We start from the raw sequence: 20,175 nt of genomic DNA on the forward strand, positions 1-20,175 counted from the left end.
ATGTCAGGTCGGCGGCTGTACGACGATAGAAGGCAATTTGCCCGCCATGTCACGCGGCAGCGCCGCAACCGCTCTGGCCAGCTTACGCGCGATGTCGCGGTAATGCCGGGCAGCTTCACTGTCGGGATCCGACACCATCGTGGGGCGGCCCGAATCCGTTTGCTCGCGAATGCGCATCGTCAGCGGCAGGCTGCCGAGCCAGGGCGTCTGATACTGCTGCGCCATCCGCTGGCCGCCGCCTTCGCCGAAAATATGTTCGGCATGACCGCATTGCGTGCAAATATGCACGGCCATGTTTTCCACAATTCCCAGAATCGGGACGTCGACCTTCTGGAACATACGCAACCCCTTACGGGCATCCTGCAACGCCAGGTCCTGTGGCGTCGTCACGATCACCGCGCCCACGACCGGCACCTTTTGAGCCAGAGTCAGGGCCAGATCGCCCGTCCCCGGCGGCATATCGATAATCAAATAATCCAGATCGCCCCAGTTCGTCTGCCGCAACATCTGCTCGAAAGCTCGCGTCACCATCGCACCTCGCCAGATGGCGGGGGCGTCGGCATCGATCAAAAAGCCTATCGAGTTCGCCTGCAGGCCATGGCCCTCCAGCGGCTCCATCGTCTTGTTGTCATGGCTAGCCGGACGGCCCGAAATCCCCAGCATGGTGGGCACACTGGGACCGTAAATATCGGCATCGAGCATTCCTACCCGGGCACCGTCCGCAGCCAATGCCAGGGCCAGATTGACTGCTGTCGTGCTTTTGCCGACGCCGCCTTTACCGGAGGCTACCGCGATGATGTTACGCACGTTGGGCAACGGTTTCAGGCCACGCTGCACGGCATGAGGCGTAACGGACCAATTCACCGTCACTTGCGCCTGCTTTGCCCCAGCCGCGATCAACGCCTGCCGTACCGCCTCTTCTACGCGACTGGCGGCATACGCCGCGGGGTATCCCAACGTCAGAGTGAGCGCCACCGACTCGCCGGCCACGTTAATGTCACTGTCTCTTACAAACGTCGATAATGCCCGCCCCGCCGCCCGGTCGGAGGGACCTGCCGAATCTGTAACTGCTCGCAACACCTCGCGAACTTGCGCTATCGTTATACTCATTACTCTAATTCCATAGGCAGGAGAGCTTTGCGCTCGCCGCTACCCGCAAGGATAGCGGATACAAGGGAACCTTTTCTCCTGTTTTGCATCGGATGATCATGATCGACACAATTTCCCGATTTCTTCGTGCCGTAGCGTTCGCTGTGCTGGCTTTGTTCGGCATGGCCATGGCGCTGGCTTTCATGATATCGACCGCCATCGCGATCGGTATCCTGTATCTCGTCGCCAAGGTCCGTGGCAAGCCCTTCGGCGTACGTGCCTACTGGAGCCAGCGGACAAACGGCCGCCCGAACGCTTTTCGGCCTAGTGGCCAGACCGCATCGTCGTCCACTCGTTCCGCGCCGCCCTTTGCGACGCCGCGCGGCGAGGTCATCGACGTCGAGGCCCGAGAGATCCACTGACCCCGGCCACCTGCACGGCGCGCGCCAACAGCGTACCGTGCCTCTGGCGTAGCCCACGTTTCCGGGCCGCGTCACAGCGCCCCGCGTCCGGCGCACCAATCACCAGCCCCTGTCCTGGCACGAGCCAAGGCGGGGGCATCGCTTTTCTACCTCTGCCGCATGACCCTGACAGGGCCGGTAAAATAGCGCCACTCTAGTCCTCAAACGTCATCCACGATATGTCTCGCACTCTGTTCGTCACGACCGCGCTTCCCTATGCCAACGGATCCTTCCATATCGGCCACATCATGGAATACATCCAGGCCGATATCTGGGTTCGTTCGATGCGTATGGCGGGTCACACCGTGCATTTCGTGGGGGCTGACGACGCGCATGGCGCGCCCATCATGCTCAAGGCCGAAAAAGAAGGGATCTCGCCGCGCGACCTGGTGGCCCGCTATGCTGCCGAGCGCCCGCGCTACCTGGACGGCTTTCATATCCGTTTCGACCACTGGCATTCGACCGACTCGGACGAAAACATCGCCCTGTCGCATGACATCTACCGTGCACTCAAAGCACAGGGCCTGATCGAAACGCGCGCCATCGAGCAGTTCTATGATCCAGTCAAGGGCATGTTCCTGGCGGACCGCTACATCAAGGGCGAATGCCCCAAGTGCCATGCCAAGGACCAATACGGCGACTCCTGCGAAGTCTGCGGCGCCGTCTACGCCCCGACCGAACTGATCAACCCCTACTCGGCCCTGACCGGTGCCACGCCGGTCCTGAAATCATCCGAACACTTTTTCTTTAAGCTGTCCGACCCCCGCTGCGTCGAGTTTCTGCAAAGCTGGACGACCGGCACCAACGCCATGGGCCTGAAGCACCTGCAACCCGAGGTTCAGGCCAAGACCCGCGAATGGCTGGGAGGCAACGACGGCGAAGCCAAACTGGGCGATTGGGATATCTCGCGGGATGCCCCCTATTTCGGTATCGAAATCCCCGATGCACCGGGCAAATATTTCTACGTCTGGCTGGACGCCCCGGTGGGCTACCTGGCTTCGCTCAAATCCTATTGCAACAAACAAGGGCTGGATTTCGACGCGTTGCTGGACCCGCAGGGCAGCACCGAACAAGTGCACTTCATTGGCAAAGACATCATCTATTTCCACGCCCTGTTCTGGCCGGCCATGCTCAAATTCGCCGGCCGCAAGACACCTGACTCGTTGAACGTGCACGGCTTTATCACCGTCAGCGGTGAAAAAATGTCCAAGAGCCGGGGCACGGGCATCTCGCCACTGCGCTATCTGGAAATCGGCATGAATGCGGAATGGCTGCGTTACTACATCGCCGCCAAGCTCAATGCCAAGGTCGAAGACATCGATTTCAACCCCGATGACTTCATCGCGCGCGTCAATAGCGACCTGGTGGGCAAATACGTCAATATCGCCAGCCGCGCCGCCAACTTCATCACCAAGCACTTTGACGGTGCGTTGGCCTACACCGGCGATACCGATGCGCTCTCGGCCGGCTTTGCGGCCCAGGCAGAGACCATCCGTGCCGCCTTCGAGGCCCGTGAATACAACCGCGCCATTCGCGAGATCATGGGCTATGCCGACAGCATCAACCAGGCGTTCGATACAGCCCAGCCCTGGGTTCTGGCCAAAGGCATCGGCACCGCTGACGCGGCGCAAAAGGCCGCGCTGCAAGACATCTGCTCGCGTTCGCTGGCTGGCTTCAAAGCACTGTCCGTCATGCTGACGCCGGTTCTTCCCGCCTTGACCGATCGTGTGGCACGCGAGCTGTTCGGCGCCCAGCAGTCCTACACCTGGGCCGACGCGGCCGCGCTGCCGCAACATGTGGCGCCCTTCAAGCACCTGATGCAACGTGTAGACCCCGCCATGCTGGATCAGCTCTTCGAACCGCCAGCGGCGCCGGAGCCCGTCGCTCCCATGCCGGGTGGCGAAGCCATCGCGGACACCATCACCATCGACGACTTTGCCAAGATCGACCTGCGGATTGCGCAGATCGTCGATTGCCAGCACGTCGAAGGCTCGACCAAGCTGCTGCAACTCACGCTCGACGTCGGCGAAGGCCGTCATCGCAATGTGTTTTCCGGCATCAAATCGGCCTACAAACCCGAAGATCTGGTCGGCAAACTCACCGTCATGGTCGCCAACCTGGCGCCACGCAAGATGAAATTCGGCGTCTCCGAGGGTATGGTCCTGGCCGGCAGTCATGCCGATGACAAGGTCGATGCCGGCATCTACGTCCTGGAGCCCTGGCCCGGCGCCAAGCCGGGCATGCGCGTGCGTTAAAACATCGCGCGGGACGCCGGGATTTCCCGGCGCACCCGCGTCAACGGTCCTATCCGGCTGAATCGTCCGGCGCCGGGGCCGGTGCCAACGCCGGATCCAGCGCGATACGTTCGTCGAACACGAAACAATTGCCGCGAAACCCTTTGCCGCCGGTTTCTTCGAAATACTTCAGGATGCCCCCATCGAGCTGATACACATGCTCGACCCCGGCTTCTGCCATGTACAAGGCTGCTTTTTCACAGCGAATGCCCCCTGTGCAGAAACTGACCACCGTCTTGCCGAGCAGACTATCGCGGTTCGTCTGCACCGCATCGGGAAACTGCGTAAACCGGTCAATGCGCCAGTCGATGGCTCCGTCAAAAGTCCCCTCGTCGACCTCGAAGGCATTGCGCGTATCCAGCATCACCACCGGCCGCCCCTCGTCGTCCACCCCTTGATCCAGCCAACGGGCCAACGTCACCGGCGCGACGGCGGGCGCGCGCCCGGTTCGCGGTTGAATCGCCGGATGATCCATGCGGATGATCTCGCGCTTGATCTTGACCAGCATCTTGCGAAATGGAACATGCGCCGAATAGCTGAATTTCACCTCTAATTCAGCAAAGCGCGAGTCCGACTGCAGCCATTGCAGCCACGCCTGGATACCGCTGGCAGACCCAGCCAAAAAGAGATTGATACCCTCTTCGGCCAACAGCACAGTGCCTTTCAGGTCTGCCGCTTCAGCCTGAGCCAACGCCTGCGCCCGCAGATCGGGGAGGCCCTGCAAAGGGATAAATTTGTAAGCAGCAATATTGACGACGGAAGACATGGCAAATGAAACAACGGCATAAGCGGAGCGGCGTAATAGTAAACGAGTCCGCCGGAAATGACGTTTTTCAGAATTTTACCCGGGTAAATTATTGCGGCGTCGGCGGGTCCTGTCTGCGCACGAACTCCAGCACATCCCCATTGCGCACATTGAATGTCAAATGACGTGGCGCACCGCCACTATCCAGGGTAAAAGACCGAATATCCGACAGGGCTCGCAAATACGAGGCTTCCAGTTGGGCGCGATCCTGCGCCGCACATGCCATGCGAGTCGCCCCCTGCACAGAAATCGACAGTTTCCCGTCCTGCAAGCGATAATCGCCCATATAGCGATTACAACCAGAAAACCCATTGACCCGATACGTTTGGCCTTGGGCCAAAAATACCAACTGAATAGGCTCACCATTGTCACCATGCGGAATGGCCCGTTGATCTCCTGTCGCGTTCACCCAGCGGGTCAACTCCCAGCTGGTCTGAGCCAACGAATCCGCACTGGTGGCCGCGTTGCTGGCCGCAGCCCCCTCTGCCGTGGCATGGCCGGTTGTGCCGGCACATCCGGCCGTCCCGACGAGTAAACCGGCGAATATCACATTACGCACATGCAACCAAGTGAACATCTTTGCACTCCAACCTATTTGTACACTCATTAACTGTAACGCGGACTTCGGCCCGCCTCGCGCCATATGACACACAGCGTCACACAAGATTGCCCTTCACATCTCGTCTGTTACAGCCTGGCGATCTATCCTTGATTCGCGCGAATTGGACATTAGCTCAGATTTGCCGCGTGCATCTTGCACGGCTCGTCCTGAGCCACAACACAAACAAGTCCCTCGCCGGGGTTGACCGGGCACGGCCCTATTATTGATGGGTCTCGACGCCCTATTCGGAACGGAATCATGAACACATCGCCGGACGTCCTTTTTCTTACTGGCGACGACACCGCCTATCCACAGCAGATCACTGAGTTATCGCGCCTGGGATTTCAGATACATCGTTATTCTGGACTATCAGAGCTATATCTGCACCTGTCCCAGCAGGCCATTCCCTTAGTAGTGCTCGCAGGTCCGTTGGCCATTATCGATATTGCAGCAGCGCAGTTGCGCGTCATGCGCCCTGGTATCGGCATCGTCGCCCTCGCACAATTTCCCAATAGCGATGCTCGGGTGCGCACGCTGTTAAGCGGCGCCGATGCTTGTCTGGACACCTATATCAACGGCCTGGAATTGGCTGCCGTGTTTCAGGCTCTCATGCGTCGGATGCCCGACACTACGCAAGCCCCTGCTCCGGCGGATGCCGCTTCGGCCCAAACGCTGACTCCCACCGCAACGGCGCCCGACTCTGCGTACGCTTCAGCCGAATCCGTTCCGTCCCCCTCGGGCGGATGGCGCCTGACCAGCAAAGGCTGGGCGTTGATGGCACCCAGTGGACAGACACTTTCTCTGACCACCGCCGAACGCAGCTTGCTGCTGCGATTTGCCCACGAACCCGACAAACGGATCAGCCGCGATGCGTTGAGCCTCGACACTGCCGCAGGCGAAGGCTCCGAAAGCGATCGCCGTGGGCGCTTTATCGACGTCATGATCAGCCGCATGCGGCGCAAAGCGGCCGCTCAGCGAGTGCGCCTGCCCATCAAAGCGGTGCACGGTTGGGGTTATATGTTCACTGCCGATCTGCTCGTCGACGCAGATATTCCCGATTTCGAGGGAACGATGACGGACTCCGATTAAGCTCAATAGCACGCCGGCTTCGAAAACCCAGGCGCTCGTGTTAGCGCCGCTGCGGCGCCAACACGAGCATCCGCCGTCACTCAAAGACGTGAGAAATACCGGCTGAACCACGAGCCGTGACGTTAATAGTCGTCTGATAATCGCTCGATGCAGGATTGCGAATCGTGACTTGGTGCCGGCCTGGCGCCAGCATGACTTGGCCCAACGGCGGACTGATTCCCCGCGAACGGCCATCGATGATCACTTCACCCCAGGGGCGCACGCTGATCCGCACCGCCACCTGTGCGGCTGCAGTCTTGGCTTGCTCTGCCGCCTTGGCGTCTGCGGCGGCTTTCGCTTCTGCAGCGGCCTTTGCTTGCGCAGCAGCGTCGATATCCTGGCTGAGGGCCTGGTTGCCATCCGTAACTGTCGAGGCGTTTGCTGCATCGGGAGACGTTCCGGGCGCGGGCGGCGTCGCAGGGATCGAGGTCGAAGCGCCATCTGGCGTCGCGCCTGGGTCCGTACCCGTCCCTGCCACACTCGCACCGGTATTCGACGGCGCCTGAGCACTGGGTGCAGTTTCAGAGCCCGATGCAGCCCCCGGGCTCAAGTCACTGCCGGGATTCGATAAGACACGCGGCGCAATCGCCCCTTCTGGTGTCGCAGCGGCAGACGTTGACGCCGTCCCCGCAGCACTAACGGATGAGCCAGAATTGATAGCCCCGGTCTGTCCGTCCTCGCCATTCGCGGTGCCTGCTGTCGGTGGCGCGCCGGAACTCGTGACCGCAGAGGGGTCCGGCGTAGCCGCGGGCGAAGTGCCAGACGCAGTCCCTTCAGTCCCCTCGCCTGGCTGCGCACTGCGTCCGAGATCGGACAAGGCGGGTGGCGTCGGGACCGGCGGCTCTGGTTTGGCCGGCGCAGGAGGCGGCTCGATTCCAGCGCTGGGCGCGGGTTTCTGCCCGTTGGAAGCAGACAGCAGACCATCGGGACGCAACCACATATAGACCGCCAGCGCTATCGCTGCCAAAACCCCCAATAAAACAAGCAACGGTACACGCGGCCCCGACTTGGCCCGTCCTGTCACCGCCGGAGCCACCGGAGGCAGTGCGGCAGATGCATCGCTGGTCTCGGCAGATGCAACGGGCGCCTGCGTCTCTGACTGCGGCTGCGACTCGGGCTCTGGCTGATGTGAAGATGTCGAGACTGACTCAGGCGCTTGCGTCGATCCTGCAACTGCCGCTGCCGCGGGCGCAACGGCCGACACGGCCGGCTCCAAGCCGAACGCGCGAGCAAACGACTCGATACTCGCAGGCCGCGCGGATGGTCTCATCGACAATCCGCGATCCACTGCCTGGAGAAACTCCGGATCGTAAGCACCGATATCGCGACCCGCCAAGGGAGCAGACACGTCTTTGATGCAGCGTTCCAGCGCTGACGGCGGGGCCTTTCCCACCAGCATCGTGTGCGCCACCGCGCTCAAGGCATAAATATCTGTCCAAGGCCCGCAGGGCGAATCTGGATCATCGGTGTATTGCTCAAAGGCCGCATAACCGTCGATACGGGCGGCGCTCTCCGCATCGGCCGCGGGCGTCAGCGGCGGAATCAACAAGTGAGCCTTGCCCGATGCATCCAGACCAATGGTGCTCATGGCGATGCCGCCATGCACACCGCCTTGCGCATGCAATGGCTTGAGCGATTCGGCGACATCGGCCAACACTCTGCGGATCCGCGCCTGAGGAACGCCGCCGTTGGCAGCAGCGGCAATTACATTCAAAGATCGCAATCCAGGAGCATCGCTCGCAGACGCATCGCGCTTGGGCAAAGGGGTGGTCGCACTCATGCTCGGAACTCCAGACACCTGCTACGTCGCTAGCGCCACGCGGGCAGCGATGCAAACAATCGGGTAAACAACGTGGCATTGAAAGCCCCGCCGTGTATATACGTCTGTAATGCAGCCCCATCAATCTGATTCGTCCACCAATAACTGGTATGCGAACTGGGGTTAAAGCAAAAAGGCAAATCGGGCCACGCCGTCAAACTGCGCGCTGCCACCGGTTCGGCCGCCGTCTCCAGACCCGCATTCAAGATATCCATGATGTCGCTGCCGCTGGAGCGGGCCACCGGCTGCAAGACCCCCGGTATCTGGATCGTCTGCAGCTCGCGATCAAACTGTTCCGTTGCACAACCATGGCGCACTGCTGTCAGGATGCTCGCGCCGATCTTGCGGTAATAGTCGCTCGCGCCATCCAGAATGCTGCTGTGATAGTCATTCTCGGCAATCGGCATGATCACGCACAAAGGATAGGCTCGCCCCACTCTATCCCGGCTCGGCGCCAGACATCCCAATTGCGCGCCGCCGCCACTCGGCCCGGCCGGTATTGCGAAATTCCAAATTGGCGCCGATGCAAAACTGCGAGCCACGCTGTCATCGGGCGCTTGTTTCATCGCCGCCAATCCATATTGCAGCCATCGGTCCCACCAGGCAATGAGCTCACGCGACAAGCGACGATGAACAAAGTCCCCCGACGCGGGAATCTTGCCGTACCACCCCAACTGTCCTCTTGCGTCGTCCATGGCGAGTCTCATCTAGCGGCCCGGGCAGGCAAAACCCTGCATCTCGGCGAGATTGAAAGGGCTTTTTGCACTGCTCGCAGTGATCTCCAACACGACCTTGCGGCCGTTAATATCAAATGTCGCTATCGTAATCTCAGGCGATGGGCCGCGGCTCAATTGCGCCTTGTCCAGCAACCGGTTCAACGCCCAAGGCCCCGAAGCAGACAGACCTGCGCCCCCCGTCTGCGGCGTCAGTTCAATGCGCACCTGATTCGATCCTCTCGCCCCCGGCCATTGCACCGTGGTTGCGATCTGCGGACCATGAGCATAGCGCACGGCCTGGCCATCCACATCCATCACGAATTGCGTAATCTGCGCATCCATTTCGATCGGACGAATCGCGACTCGATAAGACGGCAACGGGCTGCTCGCCATGAAATACACATCGCGAATCACCCCCGCACGCTGGAACGAATCCAGATACGACGCGCGCTCACCTTTTTCGCCGTCGATACCGGGTTTGAATCGCCACCGCGAACCCGACACATCGATCTGTGTGGCCAATTCCTTCTGGAAAAATTCGTCCATCATCCCGTTGGGGCCGAACAGCCGCGCCATATCGTTCGGCGCAACATCGCGCGACGAACTGCGGGCAAACGGATAACGCCCCGCAATCGATTGCCGGCAAAACAATCCGATGGTCGCCGACATCGTCTCGCCCATGCGCTGGCGCGATGCACCGGAGATCTCATCGGAAGCATTCACCGACATCGTATTGAGCACGTCACGTATCGGCTCGGGCAATCGTCCCGCCTCCGCGCGCAGCTTGGTCACGACATCCGAATTGGGCGCGGGACTGGCGCTGCGCAGCGCCGCATCTGCGGCAGTCAGATACGTGTAGAGGTCGTTGATCAAACCCGTCGTAGCCGTAATCAGCGGCGGACCACCCTGCGTTTCACTCTGAGCCAGGCGACGATAAGGCTCAAAATGCAGGTCCACGATCCGCTCGAGCTTGTCATCCGTCGCGTCGCTACGGACGGCCGAATTGGGCCCTGTGGGACCAAACATCTGCTCCAACGCATCGCGTGTGCTGCTCACGCGCTCACGGGCCTGATCCATGAGCGAGCGTCCGTCACCCGTATCGCGCAGCAGATTCGTCTCGCGTGCGACGCCTTGCACCAGCTTGACCAACGGCGAGTCCGGCGCTGACAAGGTGCGGGCAATCTGAATATTCTGCAGCAGCGATGTCGCTGGCGCCAGCTTCAGATCATTCAGATAGGCATCCCACTGTTGTACATAGTCGTTCATGTACAACCGCTTGATATCGACGATCAACTGCTGCTGGGCTGCCTGATCCAAGGCCCCAGGCGGCGCGATATTCAGCACCCAGGCATCATCCTGACGCAGCAACTCGGCAACCCGATTCACCCGTTGATTAAAAACCTTCCAATAGCCATCGTAGCTGTACAGCGATGGGATCCCGTCCGTCAGGGGCTTGCCGCTCTTGCGCACAAACACGGAACTGGCCTGAGGCCCACCCAACGTCACTGCTGTCTGCTCCGGACCTTGATCGGTATTGGACAGCAATCGGCGCAGACGGCTATACGAGCGTTGCGCCAACGTGTAATGCGCCAGTCTCTGACGCATCTGAGTCACCAGCTCGTCATCACGCGGGAACGGCGAGGACAACACACGGCCCTGCACCAGATTGCGCAAATGCAACGACATAAAATCATACTGACGCCGCGTATAGCCCTCGGGCAAGGTCTTTTGCATATCCGACAGCAACCAGGCATGCATGAACTCTGCATCATAATGATCAGGTTCATACAGCATCAGATAGGCACGCAAGGCCTCATACGAAAATTCCAGGTCATTCGGCGCCGACGTACGCAATGCACTTTCTACGCGACGTGCTATCTGTGGCAACAGTACTTGCTCTAGCGTATTTCGATACACCCCTTGGGCTGCAGACTGCATTTTTTGACCTTGATACAGGCCAAACTGATACGTCAAGGGCGGCGAATCCAACTCAAAGCTCGCATCGCGCGGCAAATACCACAAGCTATCCAGAAAGGGCATCAACCCCAGCACATCGCCTGCACGCGTAATCTTGATGTCGCGTCCCAGCTTCTCTACGGTAGGCACACGACGCTCGACTTCGGCGACATACGTCTTGTTATTGCGATAGCTGATACCCCACCCGACCAGCAAGGCAATCAACAACACCGTGATCAACCCATAACCCGCCCAATGCAAACGCCGATAGCGGCGTTCCCAGCGCAAATTCCGGCCTGCCAGGCCGGCCTCGCGAAAGATCACGTCCTGCAGCACGCCTTTCAAGAAATAGCTGCGTCCGTCTTCCTCCGGTGCTGGCGTTGCCTGTGCCGCGCCACCATCAATACGCAGGTAGCGCTTCAGATAGCCCGTTACCTGGTCAAACGTTTCGCCGCCCTGCGTGCCACTGGTGAAATACACACCGCGCGGCACCAGCCGTGCCTCGAATTTCGACGTCGCGAACACATCACTCAGGAACTGTCCCAACACCGTCTGCAACCCGGCAAACTGCTGCGGCAGCATATAGGCCAACGCCCGCCGGGCTGGATCCGTCTCAGCCGCCAGCACCTCGGGCAATGCATCATGCAAGCGGCGCTGCAACAACTGATATTCAGTATGAAATGCCTCGTACAAATCGAAATCGGCTTCCTGAGTCCGGGTATAGGGCAAGGTAAAGCCCCACACCTGCGACAAATCCTCGCGGCTGAAGGACCCGAAATACTCCTCGAAACCCGACAGCAAATCGGCTTTCGTCACCAGCACATACACCGGAAACTGAATACCAAGCTGCTCACGCAGCTCTTGCAAGCGACGGCGCAACACCGCGGCATGCTGCGCACGCTCCGCGTCCGACGCGGCGAGCAAATCCTCCACACTGATCGTCAGCATGGCGCCATTGATCGGCTGACGGCCGCGATACTTCGACAACAGGCCGAGGAATCCTTTCCATTCCTCTTCGTCACCCGTCGCATCGCTTTCGTGAGTGGTGTAGCGGCCGGCCGTATCCAGCAGCACGGCATCGTCGGTAAACCACCAATCGCAATTCCGTGTACCGCCCACCCCACGCAGCGCGACCTTGCCAAAACGATCCGCCAGCGGGAAATTCAGGCCTGAATTCACCAACGCCGTCGTCTTGCCCGCCCCTGGCGCACCGATGATGACATACCAAGGCAGTTGATACAGATGCTGCTTGGAAAAACGAGACAACGAGAACCGTCGCTTATCGCCATCAAAGCGCGTCTTGCGCAACAACTCCACGGCCTCGTTGAAACGCTCTTCGAGCTGGCGAATCTCAGGATTGCCAGGCTCGGGCTCGACCTTCTTTTTAGCAGCAGGCTTGCGTAGTTGACCTAGCAGCTGCGCATTCAATCGGCCCTCACGCCATTTGCGCCAGATAATGCGCAACAACCAGAGCCCGAACAACACCGCAATCACAATGATGCGGGTCATCTCGCTTTCCAGAGGACGCGTCGTGCCAATGGCAAGCAGCGGCCCGGCAATCCAGATCAGCAGCGAAATCGCCACCAAGCCAAAGAAATTCCACAGCCCTCGGCTAAAGAGGAAACTAAACACGTTATGAATCATTGCCGCGCACCCTCGACAGTTTCCCCTCGCGGCACCGGTGGCACCATCAGCGTGATCTCAACACGACGATTACGCGCGCGCCCTGCTGCAGTATCGTTGGGCGCAACCGGGTCGGCGTCGCCACGGCCTTCTGCCCGCACGCGGTTTGGTTGATTCAATCGGGCCTCCAGCAGATCCTTGACCGCGTCCGCACGCTCTTGCGACAAATGCCAGTTCGACGGATAGCGCGCGCTGCGTATCGGAACATTGTCGGAATACCCACGCACCAGAATATCGCCTTCGGTTTGACGCATGGCATCGGCCACGCGCGACAGCACCGGCAAGTATTGGTCTCTCACTGCAGCCGATCCTGACTCGAACAACCCGTCGCCGCGCAGCACGACAACACTGCGGTCAACCTCATCGCGCACAGTCACCAGATCATCCCGGATTTCCGGCGCCAAAAACACCGCCAAACGCGGCGAAGACGCTGGCTGGCGCGTCGGTGCGATCTGCACCGTAGGTGGCCTCAAACCGTTCACTGCCGAAAACACGACATCAGACTGCCGGCTCAAACTCCAAGCCAAGGCCCAATAAATAGCCAGCGCCAATACTGCAGCCAGCGCGCCGAACACCCATAAGGGCACAGGCAACCGCCGCAATTGGGTCTGGGCCGGCACATCCTGCCAATGTGGCGACAAGGCAAGCGCGTATTCGCCTCGAGCACCGCGCAAAATCCGCAGCAAGCGTTGACGCAGCGTCTCCAGCTGCGAACGGCCGTTATCGAGGACGCGATAACGCCCTTCAAACCCCAGCGCCAGGCAAAAGTACAGCAGTTCCAGCAAATCCAGATGCTGACCGGGGTTCTGCGAGAGTTTTGCCAGCAACTGAAAAAATTTCTCCCCGCCCCAGGTCTCATTGTGAAACGTCACGAGCAGACTGTGCGCCGACCATACCCCATTGCCTCCCCATGGGGTCAGAGCAGCCGCCTCATCCAATGCGGTGCACAAGCAATATCGTGCCCCGAGAATGGTCTCGTTAGGGATGCCGGCCTGCTGCGCACGCAACTCGAACTGGCGAATCTCATCGAGCAGATGCTCGCGCAACATGGCTGGTGACGGGTGCGACGTAGTCGCACGTATCTGGGGAATCAAATCCAGCAATGGATTCGCGGCAGCGACCAATGGATTAGAGCCGCTGATCACATACTCGTGTGGCCGCAATCGGCCGGAGGCCGAAGCGCCCCCTTCTGGAAGGCCTGACCCCATGGGGCCGGGTAATGCAGAATCAGATGCGTGCATGATATCTCCGGCGGGCTACCCTAATCGCGCAATGCCCAGAACTCCATGGATAGGCCCGGGAACTCGCCCGCCAAATGCAAAGCCAGAGCGCCCGTGCGCTCCAGCTGTTTCCAGAAATCGCCGCCCTTGTCGAGCTCGAAATACACGTGGCCCGCGCTGTACGGAATCTGACGAGGCGCCACCGGCAAAGCCCGTACCGTCACACCGGGCAGTTGCAAATGCACCAGATCGCGAATGCGTTCTACCGGTCCGATCTTGACCTGTGCTGGGAAGCGCGAACGCACCGTATCCGACGGCATGTCCGCGTGCACGGCCAGGATAAACCCCGCCGTGCGCAGCAACTCCAGATCGGGAATCTGCGCCACCTTCACACCCTGGCCACGATCCTGCAGCGGTATCTGCAAAGCGTGCTGCTCCAGCACCGCCGACAGCGATCGGCGCAATTCATCCATCAGGGTACCGAACGTCAATTGCAGATCGTCATGCTCATAAGTGGGCAGGACCTCAGGCCGTCGCGTTGCCGCGGTATAGGTCGCCAAGTCGCAGGCCAGCATCAGCCAATCATGAAACAGGCGTTCCGGATGCAGCCACGCCGACTGGCGTGTGTGCCATAGCGACCCGATATAGCGATTCACCGTCTCCAGCAACATGAAATCGGAGACTTCAGACACGCCGCCTCGGCCAGGTTGCGACAGGCGCATCGCCAGCGCCTCGCTGCGCGCCTGCAGCAAGCCGTAGAGCTCCTGCACAAAGCCCAGCAACAAGGGATGCGTCCCCGTCGACAGCCACGGCGCAATGTAGCGCTCGTCCAGCACGACCCGATTGTCCGCACGGCGCTCAATGACGCGCACCACACCCAGGCCCAGCCACTCGTCACCCATGTCGGTTTCGAGCATCAGGCGCAAGCGCAGGCGTCCCACCTGCAGCAATGCAGGCTCCAACCCCACTGATCCCGAATCGGCGACCTCCGCCTCTTGCACAAGGTAGCGCGCCAGCGAATCCGCTTCGTCCTCGTACTGCACATCAGTGGCCCCAGGCCGCACGCGCGGCAAAGCCAGCATGACGCGCACGTCCTGCGCCGAGCCGGGCACATCCAGCGCCTGCGGTGCATCGTCCGGATGGGAAAAGTCGAACGGCGTACCGTCCGGCAAGACGCCGCTGGCCTCCGTCATCACCAGCTTGCCGATCGCCAGCGCATCGCGATCCAGCACCAGGTGGCTGAAGCCCCAGAAAAACCCCTGCAGCGCTGCGGTGCGCTGCTTTAGCGCGCCATCGAGATAACGTTCAAATTGCTGAAAATGCTGGGGACGCAGAAACATCCCCTCTGACCAAATGACTTTGTTCTTCTCTGCCATGGTTATGCTTGCAATAGGGTTGCGGAGTCAGACCGCGGGCAGCGCGAGCCGTGCGCCTAAAACGGCCACCACGATCTATCCCGATCCGTGACAACCACTTCGTTATCTTTGACAGAGACCTTGATCGTCTCTTCGTTGGGTGAAAACTGCCATACCTTGAAGATGTTGGTTTTCTGCGCCTCGGGCAACTCCACCGCCAGGCGCCACTGGCTTTTCTCTAAATCGCGGTACGCCGCCACGATACCCACCATGCGGGCCTCGGTATTGCCAGCATACTGCAGGGTCTTTGTTTCGCCGGGGCGCAGCACCACCTGATCCGAATTCAGCAGTTCTTTGCCCAACGCAACCTGGGGATCAGATTGCAGTGCAAAAAAATCGCGAGAGCTGAACGCACTGGTCGAGCTCAACTCATAGACTGTGATCTGTACAGGAGAAGGCCGCCCGTTGATGTCGGGGTTAACCTGCTTATCAGCCGTCAACTCAATCGCATACGGCACCGCAACACGGCTTGCCGTGGAAGAACAGCCCGCGATCACCAGCGCGAAAACCATCAGCAGCCCTGCCCGCAGGGCTCTCCCAAGCGCAGTCGAGGTATTACGGAACACCATCATTCGCGGCTCGCCTCCCTAGCTTATGAATAAACCGACTATATCAAGCGAAAAATAAGAAACTGTCGTGTAAATACAGAAACAGTTACGACTGTTACGCACATGGCGAAAAAACCTTGAGCCAATAAATTTTCATCACTCCCCGTCATCACTTCCACCTATAAGGGTCGTTATCATTGAACAACCTGCACTGGAGATCTCTGCATGAAACTCACCGTTCAGCATTATCCCAACGACTCCGGCTTCATCACGCCGTGGTCCGCGGTATTCGAAGCCCCAGGCGGCACGCTGGGACGGTCGGCAGACAACCACCTCATCCTGCCGGATCCTGAACGCGGCATATGCCGTATTCAAGCCGCCTTGCGTATCAGCAACGATGCTTGCTACCTGGTGAACCTCAGCAGCATGAGCAGCGTCAGCATCAATGGCCGCGCAATCCAGCGAGACCAGGAGGTGCCGCTTTCTCCCGGCGACGAATTGGTGATCGGATCCTATACGCTCAAAGCTGAAGACCCGCTTGCCCCCGCCGTCGAGGACGCCCCTGCATCGGCAGGCGGATTCGCGACGCTGAACGCCGTAGCGCCGGACCCGCTCCTGGCAGAACCGGACCCTCTGCTGGAAAGCCCATTACTGGACCCTGCAGCGATCACGCCCAAATCCGTAGCACCTCGGGAAAACCCGACGCCTATCTCGCGAGTTACGTCCGCACCTGCCTCGCCGCCACTCCCCACATCGGCCCCTGTCGCCGTCGCAACAGCAACCGCGGCAATGACCACTGCTGCCGAAATGACGGCCCCACTCGTCACCGCCAAGCCCGAGCCAGAAACCGCAGCTCAGCCCGAAAGCGCACATCCCTCTGATACCTCAGACACCTCATCTGCGGCCGATATCCCCACCACGACAGCCCCTGTTCCAGAGACTGTCGCAGCAGCCCCGTTCACCGAGGATGTCCCGCCGCAGCCCGCCGTTGAGCCCGTTGCCCCGCCTCCGCCCACAACGCACTTCGCGCAATCCCCGGCCACGGATCCCTTCCCGCAGACGGCACCAGCGGACAATCCCCCCGTCGCCGAGGAAAGCCTTTTCGACGAACCGCTTGCTCCGGCATCGTCAGCTGATACCTCATCCACCGACGTTTTCAGTGACCTGTTCGGCCCGGGCACCCTTCCCGTCGGCAGCGTACCCGATGTTTCCGCACATCCCTTCGATATGGAATCCGCGCAAACCCGCAATCCCGAAGATCCCCTGCGTCATTTGCCGCGCGGCGATGCCAATGTTTCAGGTCCCCTGCGCGATCCTCTGGACCTGCTGGATTCTCACGAAGGCGAGGACGTGCACAACGTATTTTCTGATCAAACGCCCTCGACCCTGCCCTCACATGATCCGCTCGCCCCGCATCGCCTGGACCCTGTCAGCGAGGCCCTGCGCAACAAGCAGGATCACGATACCCAAGGCTGGGCGGCACGCGATCATTTGCGCGAATATGGCGGCTACCTGCGCCCGGCGCGCGTGCAGCAGCCTGCTCCCACCTCCGACGAAGCCGACGGCAAGCCAGACACTCCCCGCCGCAAATAGCGCACGGAGAGGGCCCCGAACGCTCAGGGCTAGGGCTACGACTCGTACTCGTACTGAAACTCTCCATCAGCCGCTTGCAAACTGACGGCGTTCACCCGGCGCCCATCCATTGAGGCGGTCAGCAGTTCGCGGCTGATCTGCGGCAACACCGTGTTGGTCAGAATCGCGTCCACCATGCGTCCGCCCGATTCAACCTCGGTGCAACGTGCTACCACCAGGGCCGTCGCCTCGGGGCTGACCGTCAACGTAATGCCATGGTTATCCCACAGCCGTTGGCGAACCCGCTCAAACTGCAGATCCACAATCCGAGCCAACATCTCGTCAGAGAGCGGCAAATAGGGCACCGCCACCAGACGCCCCAGCAATGCTGCAGGAAACGCCTTTAATAGCGGCTCTCGCAAGGCAGAGGCCAGCCCATCGGCATCCGGCATCAGATCCGGATCCTTGCACAGGCTGCTGATCAACTCGGTACCGACATTCGAGGTGAGGATGATGACGGTATTGCGAAAATCGATATAGCGGCCTTCACCGTCTTCCATCCAGCCTTTGTCGAAGACCTGGAAAAAAATCTCATGTACGTCCGCGTGGGCTTTCTCTACCTCGTCGAGCAGCACGACGCTATAGGGACGCCGCCGTACAGCCTCGGTCAGCACGCCGCCCTCACCGTACCCCACATAGCCCGGCGGCGCGCCCTTCAGCGTAGACACCGTATGCGATTCCTGAAACTCGCTCATGTTGATCGAGATCAGATTCTGCTCACCGCCGTACAGGGCCTCGGCCAAGGTCAATGCCGTCTCGGTCTTGCCCACACCGCTGGGGCCGCACAACAAAAATACGCCTACGGGCTTGTTGGGATCGGTCAGACGCGCGCGGGAAGTCTGAATACGCCGTGCGATCGCCTCCAGACCATGCCGTTGGCCAATGACCCGCTGTTCCAACGTATCCGCCAAACGCAATACCGAATGGGCCTCATCGCGCACCATGCGGCCCACGGGAATACCGGTCCAATCCGCGACGACCGACGCCACTGCCGCGGCATCCACGGCAGGATAAATCAACGCATGCTCGCCCTGACGGCGTGCCAGCTCCTCTTGTGCCTGCGCCAACTCGGCACGCAATTGCGCAGGGTCCGCCGTGGCGACCGGGCTCTGCGCCGATGCTTCAGCCGCAGCCGTTGCACTCGTTCCCTCTGCATCCGTCGCGGCAACGGTACGCGCCGTCGATGCGCCACCCGCACCAGCCGCACCGCCAGCCGATGCCTCTGTCGACCCACCATCGCGCGTGTTCGACGCATCCAGCGCCTGCCGCAACGCAAATACCCGCTCGGCCAGCTCACGCTCGGCCTCCCAGCGTTGCACCAGTTCGCGCTCTTGTCCACGCGCCTGCTCGAGGTCCGTTGCGACCTGATCCACCCGGTCTGCGGCTCCCGCACCCAAGTGCGCCTCGCGCACGGCGATACGCTGCTCGATTTCCAGAGCCTCGATACGGCGACGCGCGTCCTCCAGTGCAGCAGGCACCGCATGTTGACTCACGGCAACCCGGGCGCACGCCGTATCCAGCAAGGCAACCGCCTTGTCAGGCAATTGCCGGGCGGGAATATATCGGTGCGATAACGACACCGCCGCCTCGATCGCCTCGTCCAGCAACAGCACCTGATGGTGTGCCTCGAGTGTCGCTGCCAGCCCTCGCAGCATCCCTACCGCACGAGGCTCTGCCGGCTCATGGATCTGCACCACCTGAAAACGCCGCGTCAGCGCGGGGTCTTTCTCGATGTATTTCTTGTACTCGGACCACGTCGTCGCGCCGATCGTGCGCAACTGGCCCCGCGCCAATGCGGGTTTGAGCAGATTCGCCGCATCACCGGTCCCTGCCGCACCGCCAGCGCCTACCAGCGTGTGAATCTCATCGATAAACAACACGATCGGACGCGGGCTGGACTGCACTTCGTCGATCACGCTGCGCAGACGTTGCTCGAACTCGCCCTTGACACCGGCGCCTGCCTGCAACAGCCCGATATCCAACAACAGCAGAGAAACCTCGCGCAGCGGAGGCGGCACATCGCCACTGGCCAGACGCAGCGCCAGCCCCTCGACCACCGCCGTCTTGCCTACACCGGCTTCGCCTGCCAGCAACGGGTTGTTCTGCCGACGCCGCATCAGAATATCGACAATCTGGCGAATTTCCTCGTCCCGTCCGGATACAGGGTCGATTTCGCCCGCGCGCGCCTTGGCAGTCAAGTCGACCGCATATTTCGCCAATGCGGAGCCGCCGCCCTCGGCTGATGCCTGACCCTCCGCATCAGTCTGCACCGGTTGCGCCGTGGCATCCTCGGGCGACCCGCGTACGATGTCATCCAACTGTTCCAGCAACACATCCGGCACGATGCGCGAAAACTGGTCGGACATCCCCAGCAGCACATTACGCAAGGCATAGGTCTTTACCAGCCCCGCGATCAAATGCCCGCCGCGAATGCGCCCTGCGCCATAGCGCAGCGACCCGAGCACCCAGGCTCGTTCAACAGCATGGTCAATATGCTCGGACAAGTCGGACACCGACCCCGCGCCACGCGGCAGCTGATCCAGCGCCTGTGTCAGATCGGCCTGCAGCATCCCCATATCGACATTAAACCGCCGCGCGACACGATGCAGATCGCTATCCTGCGTGTGCACGATCTGGTGTATCCAGTGCACCAGTTCCACATAGGGATTACCTCGCAGCTTGCAAAACGAGGTCGCGCCCTCCAGCGCCTGGTATAGCAGCGGATTGAGCTTGCCAAACAAATCTATGCGGCCAATATCAGACATATCGTTGTGTAGTACCCAGCGTGAAAACGAACCCGCCCGCCAG

At 60.5% G+C, this 20,175-nt stretch carries 14 protein-coding genes; 4 read left to right on the forward strand and 10 right to left on the reverse strand.

Translation table 11 applies throughout. The annotated features are described in order from the left end of the window. Positions 1 to 3 precede the first annotated feature (3 nt). Positions 4 to 1,110 (reverse strand): iron-sulfur cluster carrier protein ApbC, encoded by a 1,107-nt coding sequence (gene apbC / locus ACYVIT_RS18935; protein ID WP_415804030.1) that lies wholly within the window; start codon positions 1,108 to 1,110, stop codon positions 4 to 6. Positions 1,111 to 1,208: 98 nt separating this feature from the next. Here apbC and ACYVIT_RS18940 point away from each other — a divergent pair, with 98 nt between their 5' ends. Continuing rightward, positions 1,209 to 1,511 (forward strand): hypothetical protein, encoded by a 303-nt coding sequence (locus ACYVIT_RS18940; protein ID WP_415804031.1) that lies wholly within the window; start codon positions 1,209 to 1,211, stop codon positions 1,509 to 1,511. 218 nt (positions 1,512 to 1,729) lie between these two features. Next, positions 1,730 to 3,805, forward strand: a complete 2,076-nt coding sequence (gene metG, locus ACYVIT_RS18945) for a methionine--tRNA ligase (protein ID WP_415804032.1) — start codon at positions 1,730 to 1,732, stop codon at positions 3,803 to 3,805. Positions 3,806 to 3,854: 49 nt separating this feature from the next. Here metG and ACYVIT_RS18950 read toward each other — a convergent pair whose 3' ends face one another. Further along, positions 3,855 to 4,610 (reverse strand): sulfurtransferase, encoded by a 756-nt coding sequence (locus ACYVIT_RS18950; protein ID WP_415804033.1) that lies wholly within the window; start codon positions 4,608 to 4,610, stop codon positions 3,855 to 3,857. Between the two features lie 88 nt (positions 4,611 to 4,698). Beyond that, positions 4,699 to 5,226 carry an META domain-containing protein gene (locus tag ACYVIT_RS18955; protein WP_415804034.1) on the reverse strand — a complete coding sequence of 176 codons (528 nt, stop codon included), beginning with the start codon at positions 5,224 to 5,226 and terminating at the stop codon, positions 4,699 to 4,701. A gap of 282 nt (positions 5,227 to 5,508) precedes the next feature. Between ACYVIT_RS18955 and ACYVIT_RS18960 the strand changes: the two genes are divergently transcribed. Continuing rightward, entirely contained in the window at positions 5,509 to 6,339 is an 831-nt protein-coding gene (locus ACYVIT_RS18960; RefSeq protein WP_415804035.1) for a winged helix-turn-helix domain-containing protein, read from the forward strand. Between the two features lie 76 nt (positions 6,340 to 6,415). Here the strand turns inward: ACYVIT_RS18960 and ACYVIT_RS18965 are convergent, their stop codons facing one another. The 6 genes from ACYVIT_RS18965 to tssJ are packed head-to-tail and all read right to left on the reverse strand — an operon-like array spanning position 6,416 to position 15,759. Continuing rightward, a complete protein-coding gene (locus ACYVIT_RS18965) occupies positions 6,416 to 8,158 on the reverse strand; it encodes a serine/threonine-protein kinase (RefSeq protein WP_415804036.1) in 1,743 nt (580 codons plus the stop codon). A gap of 29 nt (positions 8,159 to 8,187) precedes the next feature. Further along, positions 8,188 to 8,892 carry a type VI secretion system-associated protein TagF gene (gene tagF, locus ACYVIT_RS18970; RefSeq protein WP_415804037.1) on the reverse strand — a complete coding sequence of 235 codons (705 nt, stop codon included), beginning with the start codon at positions 8,890 to 8,892 and terminating at the stop codon, positions 8,188 to 8,190. 12 nt (positions 8,893 to 8,904) lie between these two features. Then, positions 8,905 to 12,513 carry a type VI secretion system membrane subunit TssM gene (gene tssM / locus ACYVIT_RS18975; protein ID WP_415804038.1) on the reverse strand — a complete coding sequence of 1,203 codons (3,609 nt, stop codon included), beginning with the start codon at positions 12,511 to 12,513 and terminating at the stop codon, positions 8,905 to 8,907. Then, positions 12,510 to 13,793: a DotU family type VI secretion system protein gene (locus ACYVIT_RS18980; protein ID WP_415804039.1), complete on the reverse strand. Its 1,284-nt coding sequence runs from the start codon at positions 13,791 to 13,793 to the stop codon at positions 12,510 to 12,512. Before ACYVIT_RS18980 ends, tssM begins: the two co-directional genes overlap by 4 nt. A 20-nt stretch (positions 13,794 to 13,813) precedes the next feature. Further along, positions 13,814 to 15,148 carry a type VI secretion system baseplate subunit TssK gene (gene tssK, locus ACYVIT_RS18985; protein ID WP_415804040.1) on the reverse strand — a complete coding sequence of 445 codons (1,335 nt, stop codon included), beginning with the start codon at positions 15,146 to 15,148 and terminating at the stop codon, positions 13,814 to 13,816. Positions 15,149 to 15,204: 56 nt separating this feature from the next. Next, positions 15,205 to 15,759, reverse strand: a complete 555-nt coding sequence (gene tssJ, locus ACYVIT_RS18990) for a type VI secretion system lipoprotein TssJ (RefSeq protein WP_415804041.1) — start codon at positions 15,757 to 15,759, stop codon at positions 15,205 to 15,207. 201 nt (positions 15,760 to 15,960) lie between these two features. On the opposite strand from tssJ, the gene ACYVIT_RS18995 reads away from it, so the two are divergent. After that, positions 15,961 to 17,328: an FHA domain-containing protein gene (locus ACYVIT_RS18995; RefSeq protein WP_415804042.1), complete on the forward strand. Its 1,368-nt coding sequence runs from the start codon at positions 15,961 to 15,963 to the stop codon at positions 17,326 to 17,328. Between the two features lie 35 nt (positions 17,329 to 17,363). Here ACYVIT_RS18995 and tssH read toward each other — a convergent pair whose 3' ends face one another. Next, entirely contained in the window at positions 17,364 to 20,132 is a 2,769-nt protein-coding gene (tssH, locus tag ACYVIT_RS19000) for a type VI secretion system ATPase TssH (protein ID WP_415804043.1), read from the reverse strand. Positions 20,133 to 20,175 lie beyond the last annotated feature (43 nt).

It is taken from the genome of Bordetella muralis (assembly GCF_054781015.1).

Coding starts and splice junctions, on each gene's coding strand:
- ACYVIT_RS18955 (WP_415804034.1), bottom strand. CDS start 5,226: ATGTTCACTTGGTTGCATGTGCGTAATGTGATATTCGCCGGTTTACTC.
- ACYVIT_RS18980 (WP_415804039.1), bottom strand. CDS start 13,793: ATGCACGCATCTGATTCTGCATTACCCGGCCCCATGGGGTCAGGCCTT.
- ACYVIT_RS18950 (WP_415804033.1), bottom strand. CDS start 4,610: ATGTCTTCCGTCGTCAATATTGCTGCTTACAAATTTATCCCTTTGCAG.
- ACYVIT_RS18960 (WP_415804035.1), top strand. CDS start 5,509: ATGAACACATCGCCGGACGTCCTTTTTCTTACTGGCGACGACACCGCC.
- apbC (WP_415804030.1), bottom strand. CDS start 1,110: ATGAGTATAACGATAGCGCAAGTTCGCGAGGTGTTGCGAGCAGTTACA.
- tssJ (WP_415804041.1), bottom strand. CDS start 15,759: ATGATGGTGTTCCGTAATACCTCGACTGCGCTTGGGAGAGCCCTGCGG.
- ACYVIT_RS18940 (WP_415804031.1), top strand. CDS start 1,209: ATGATCGACACAATTTCCCGATTTCTTCGTGCCGTAGCGTTCGCTGTG.
- tssH (WP_415804043.1), bottom strand. CDS start 20,132: ATGTCTGATATTGGCCGCATAGATTTGTTTGGCAAGCTCAATCCGCTG.
- ACYVIT_RS18995 (WP_415804042.1), top strand. CDS start 15,961: ATGAAACTCACCGTTCAGCATTATCCCAACGACTCCGGCTTCATCACG.
- tssM (WP_415804038.1), bottom strand. CDS start 12,513: ATGATTCATAACGTGTTTAGTTTCCTCTTTAGCCGAGGGCTGTGGAAT.
- tssK (WP_415804040.1), bottom strand. CDS start 15,148: ATGGCAGAGAAGAACAAAGTCATTTGGTCAGAGGGGATGTTTCTGCGT.
- metG (WP_415804032.1), top strand. CDS start 1,730: ATGTCTCGCACTCTGTTCGTCACGACCGCGCTTCCCTATGCCAACGGA.
- ACYVIT_RS18965 (WP_415804036.1), bottom strand. CDS start 8,158: ATGAGTGCGACCACCCCTTTGCCCAAGCGCGATGCGTCTGCGAGCGAT.
- tagF (WP_415804037.1), bottom strand. CDS start 8,892: ATGGACGACGCAAGAGGACAGTTGGGGTGGTACGGCAAGATTCCCGCG.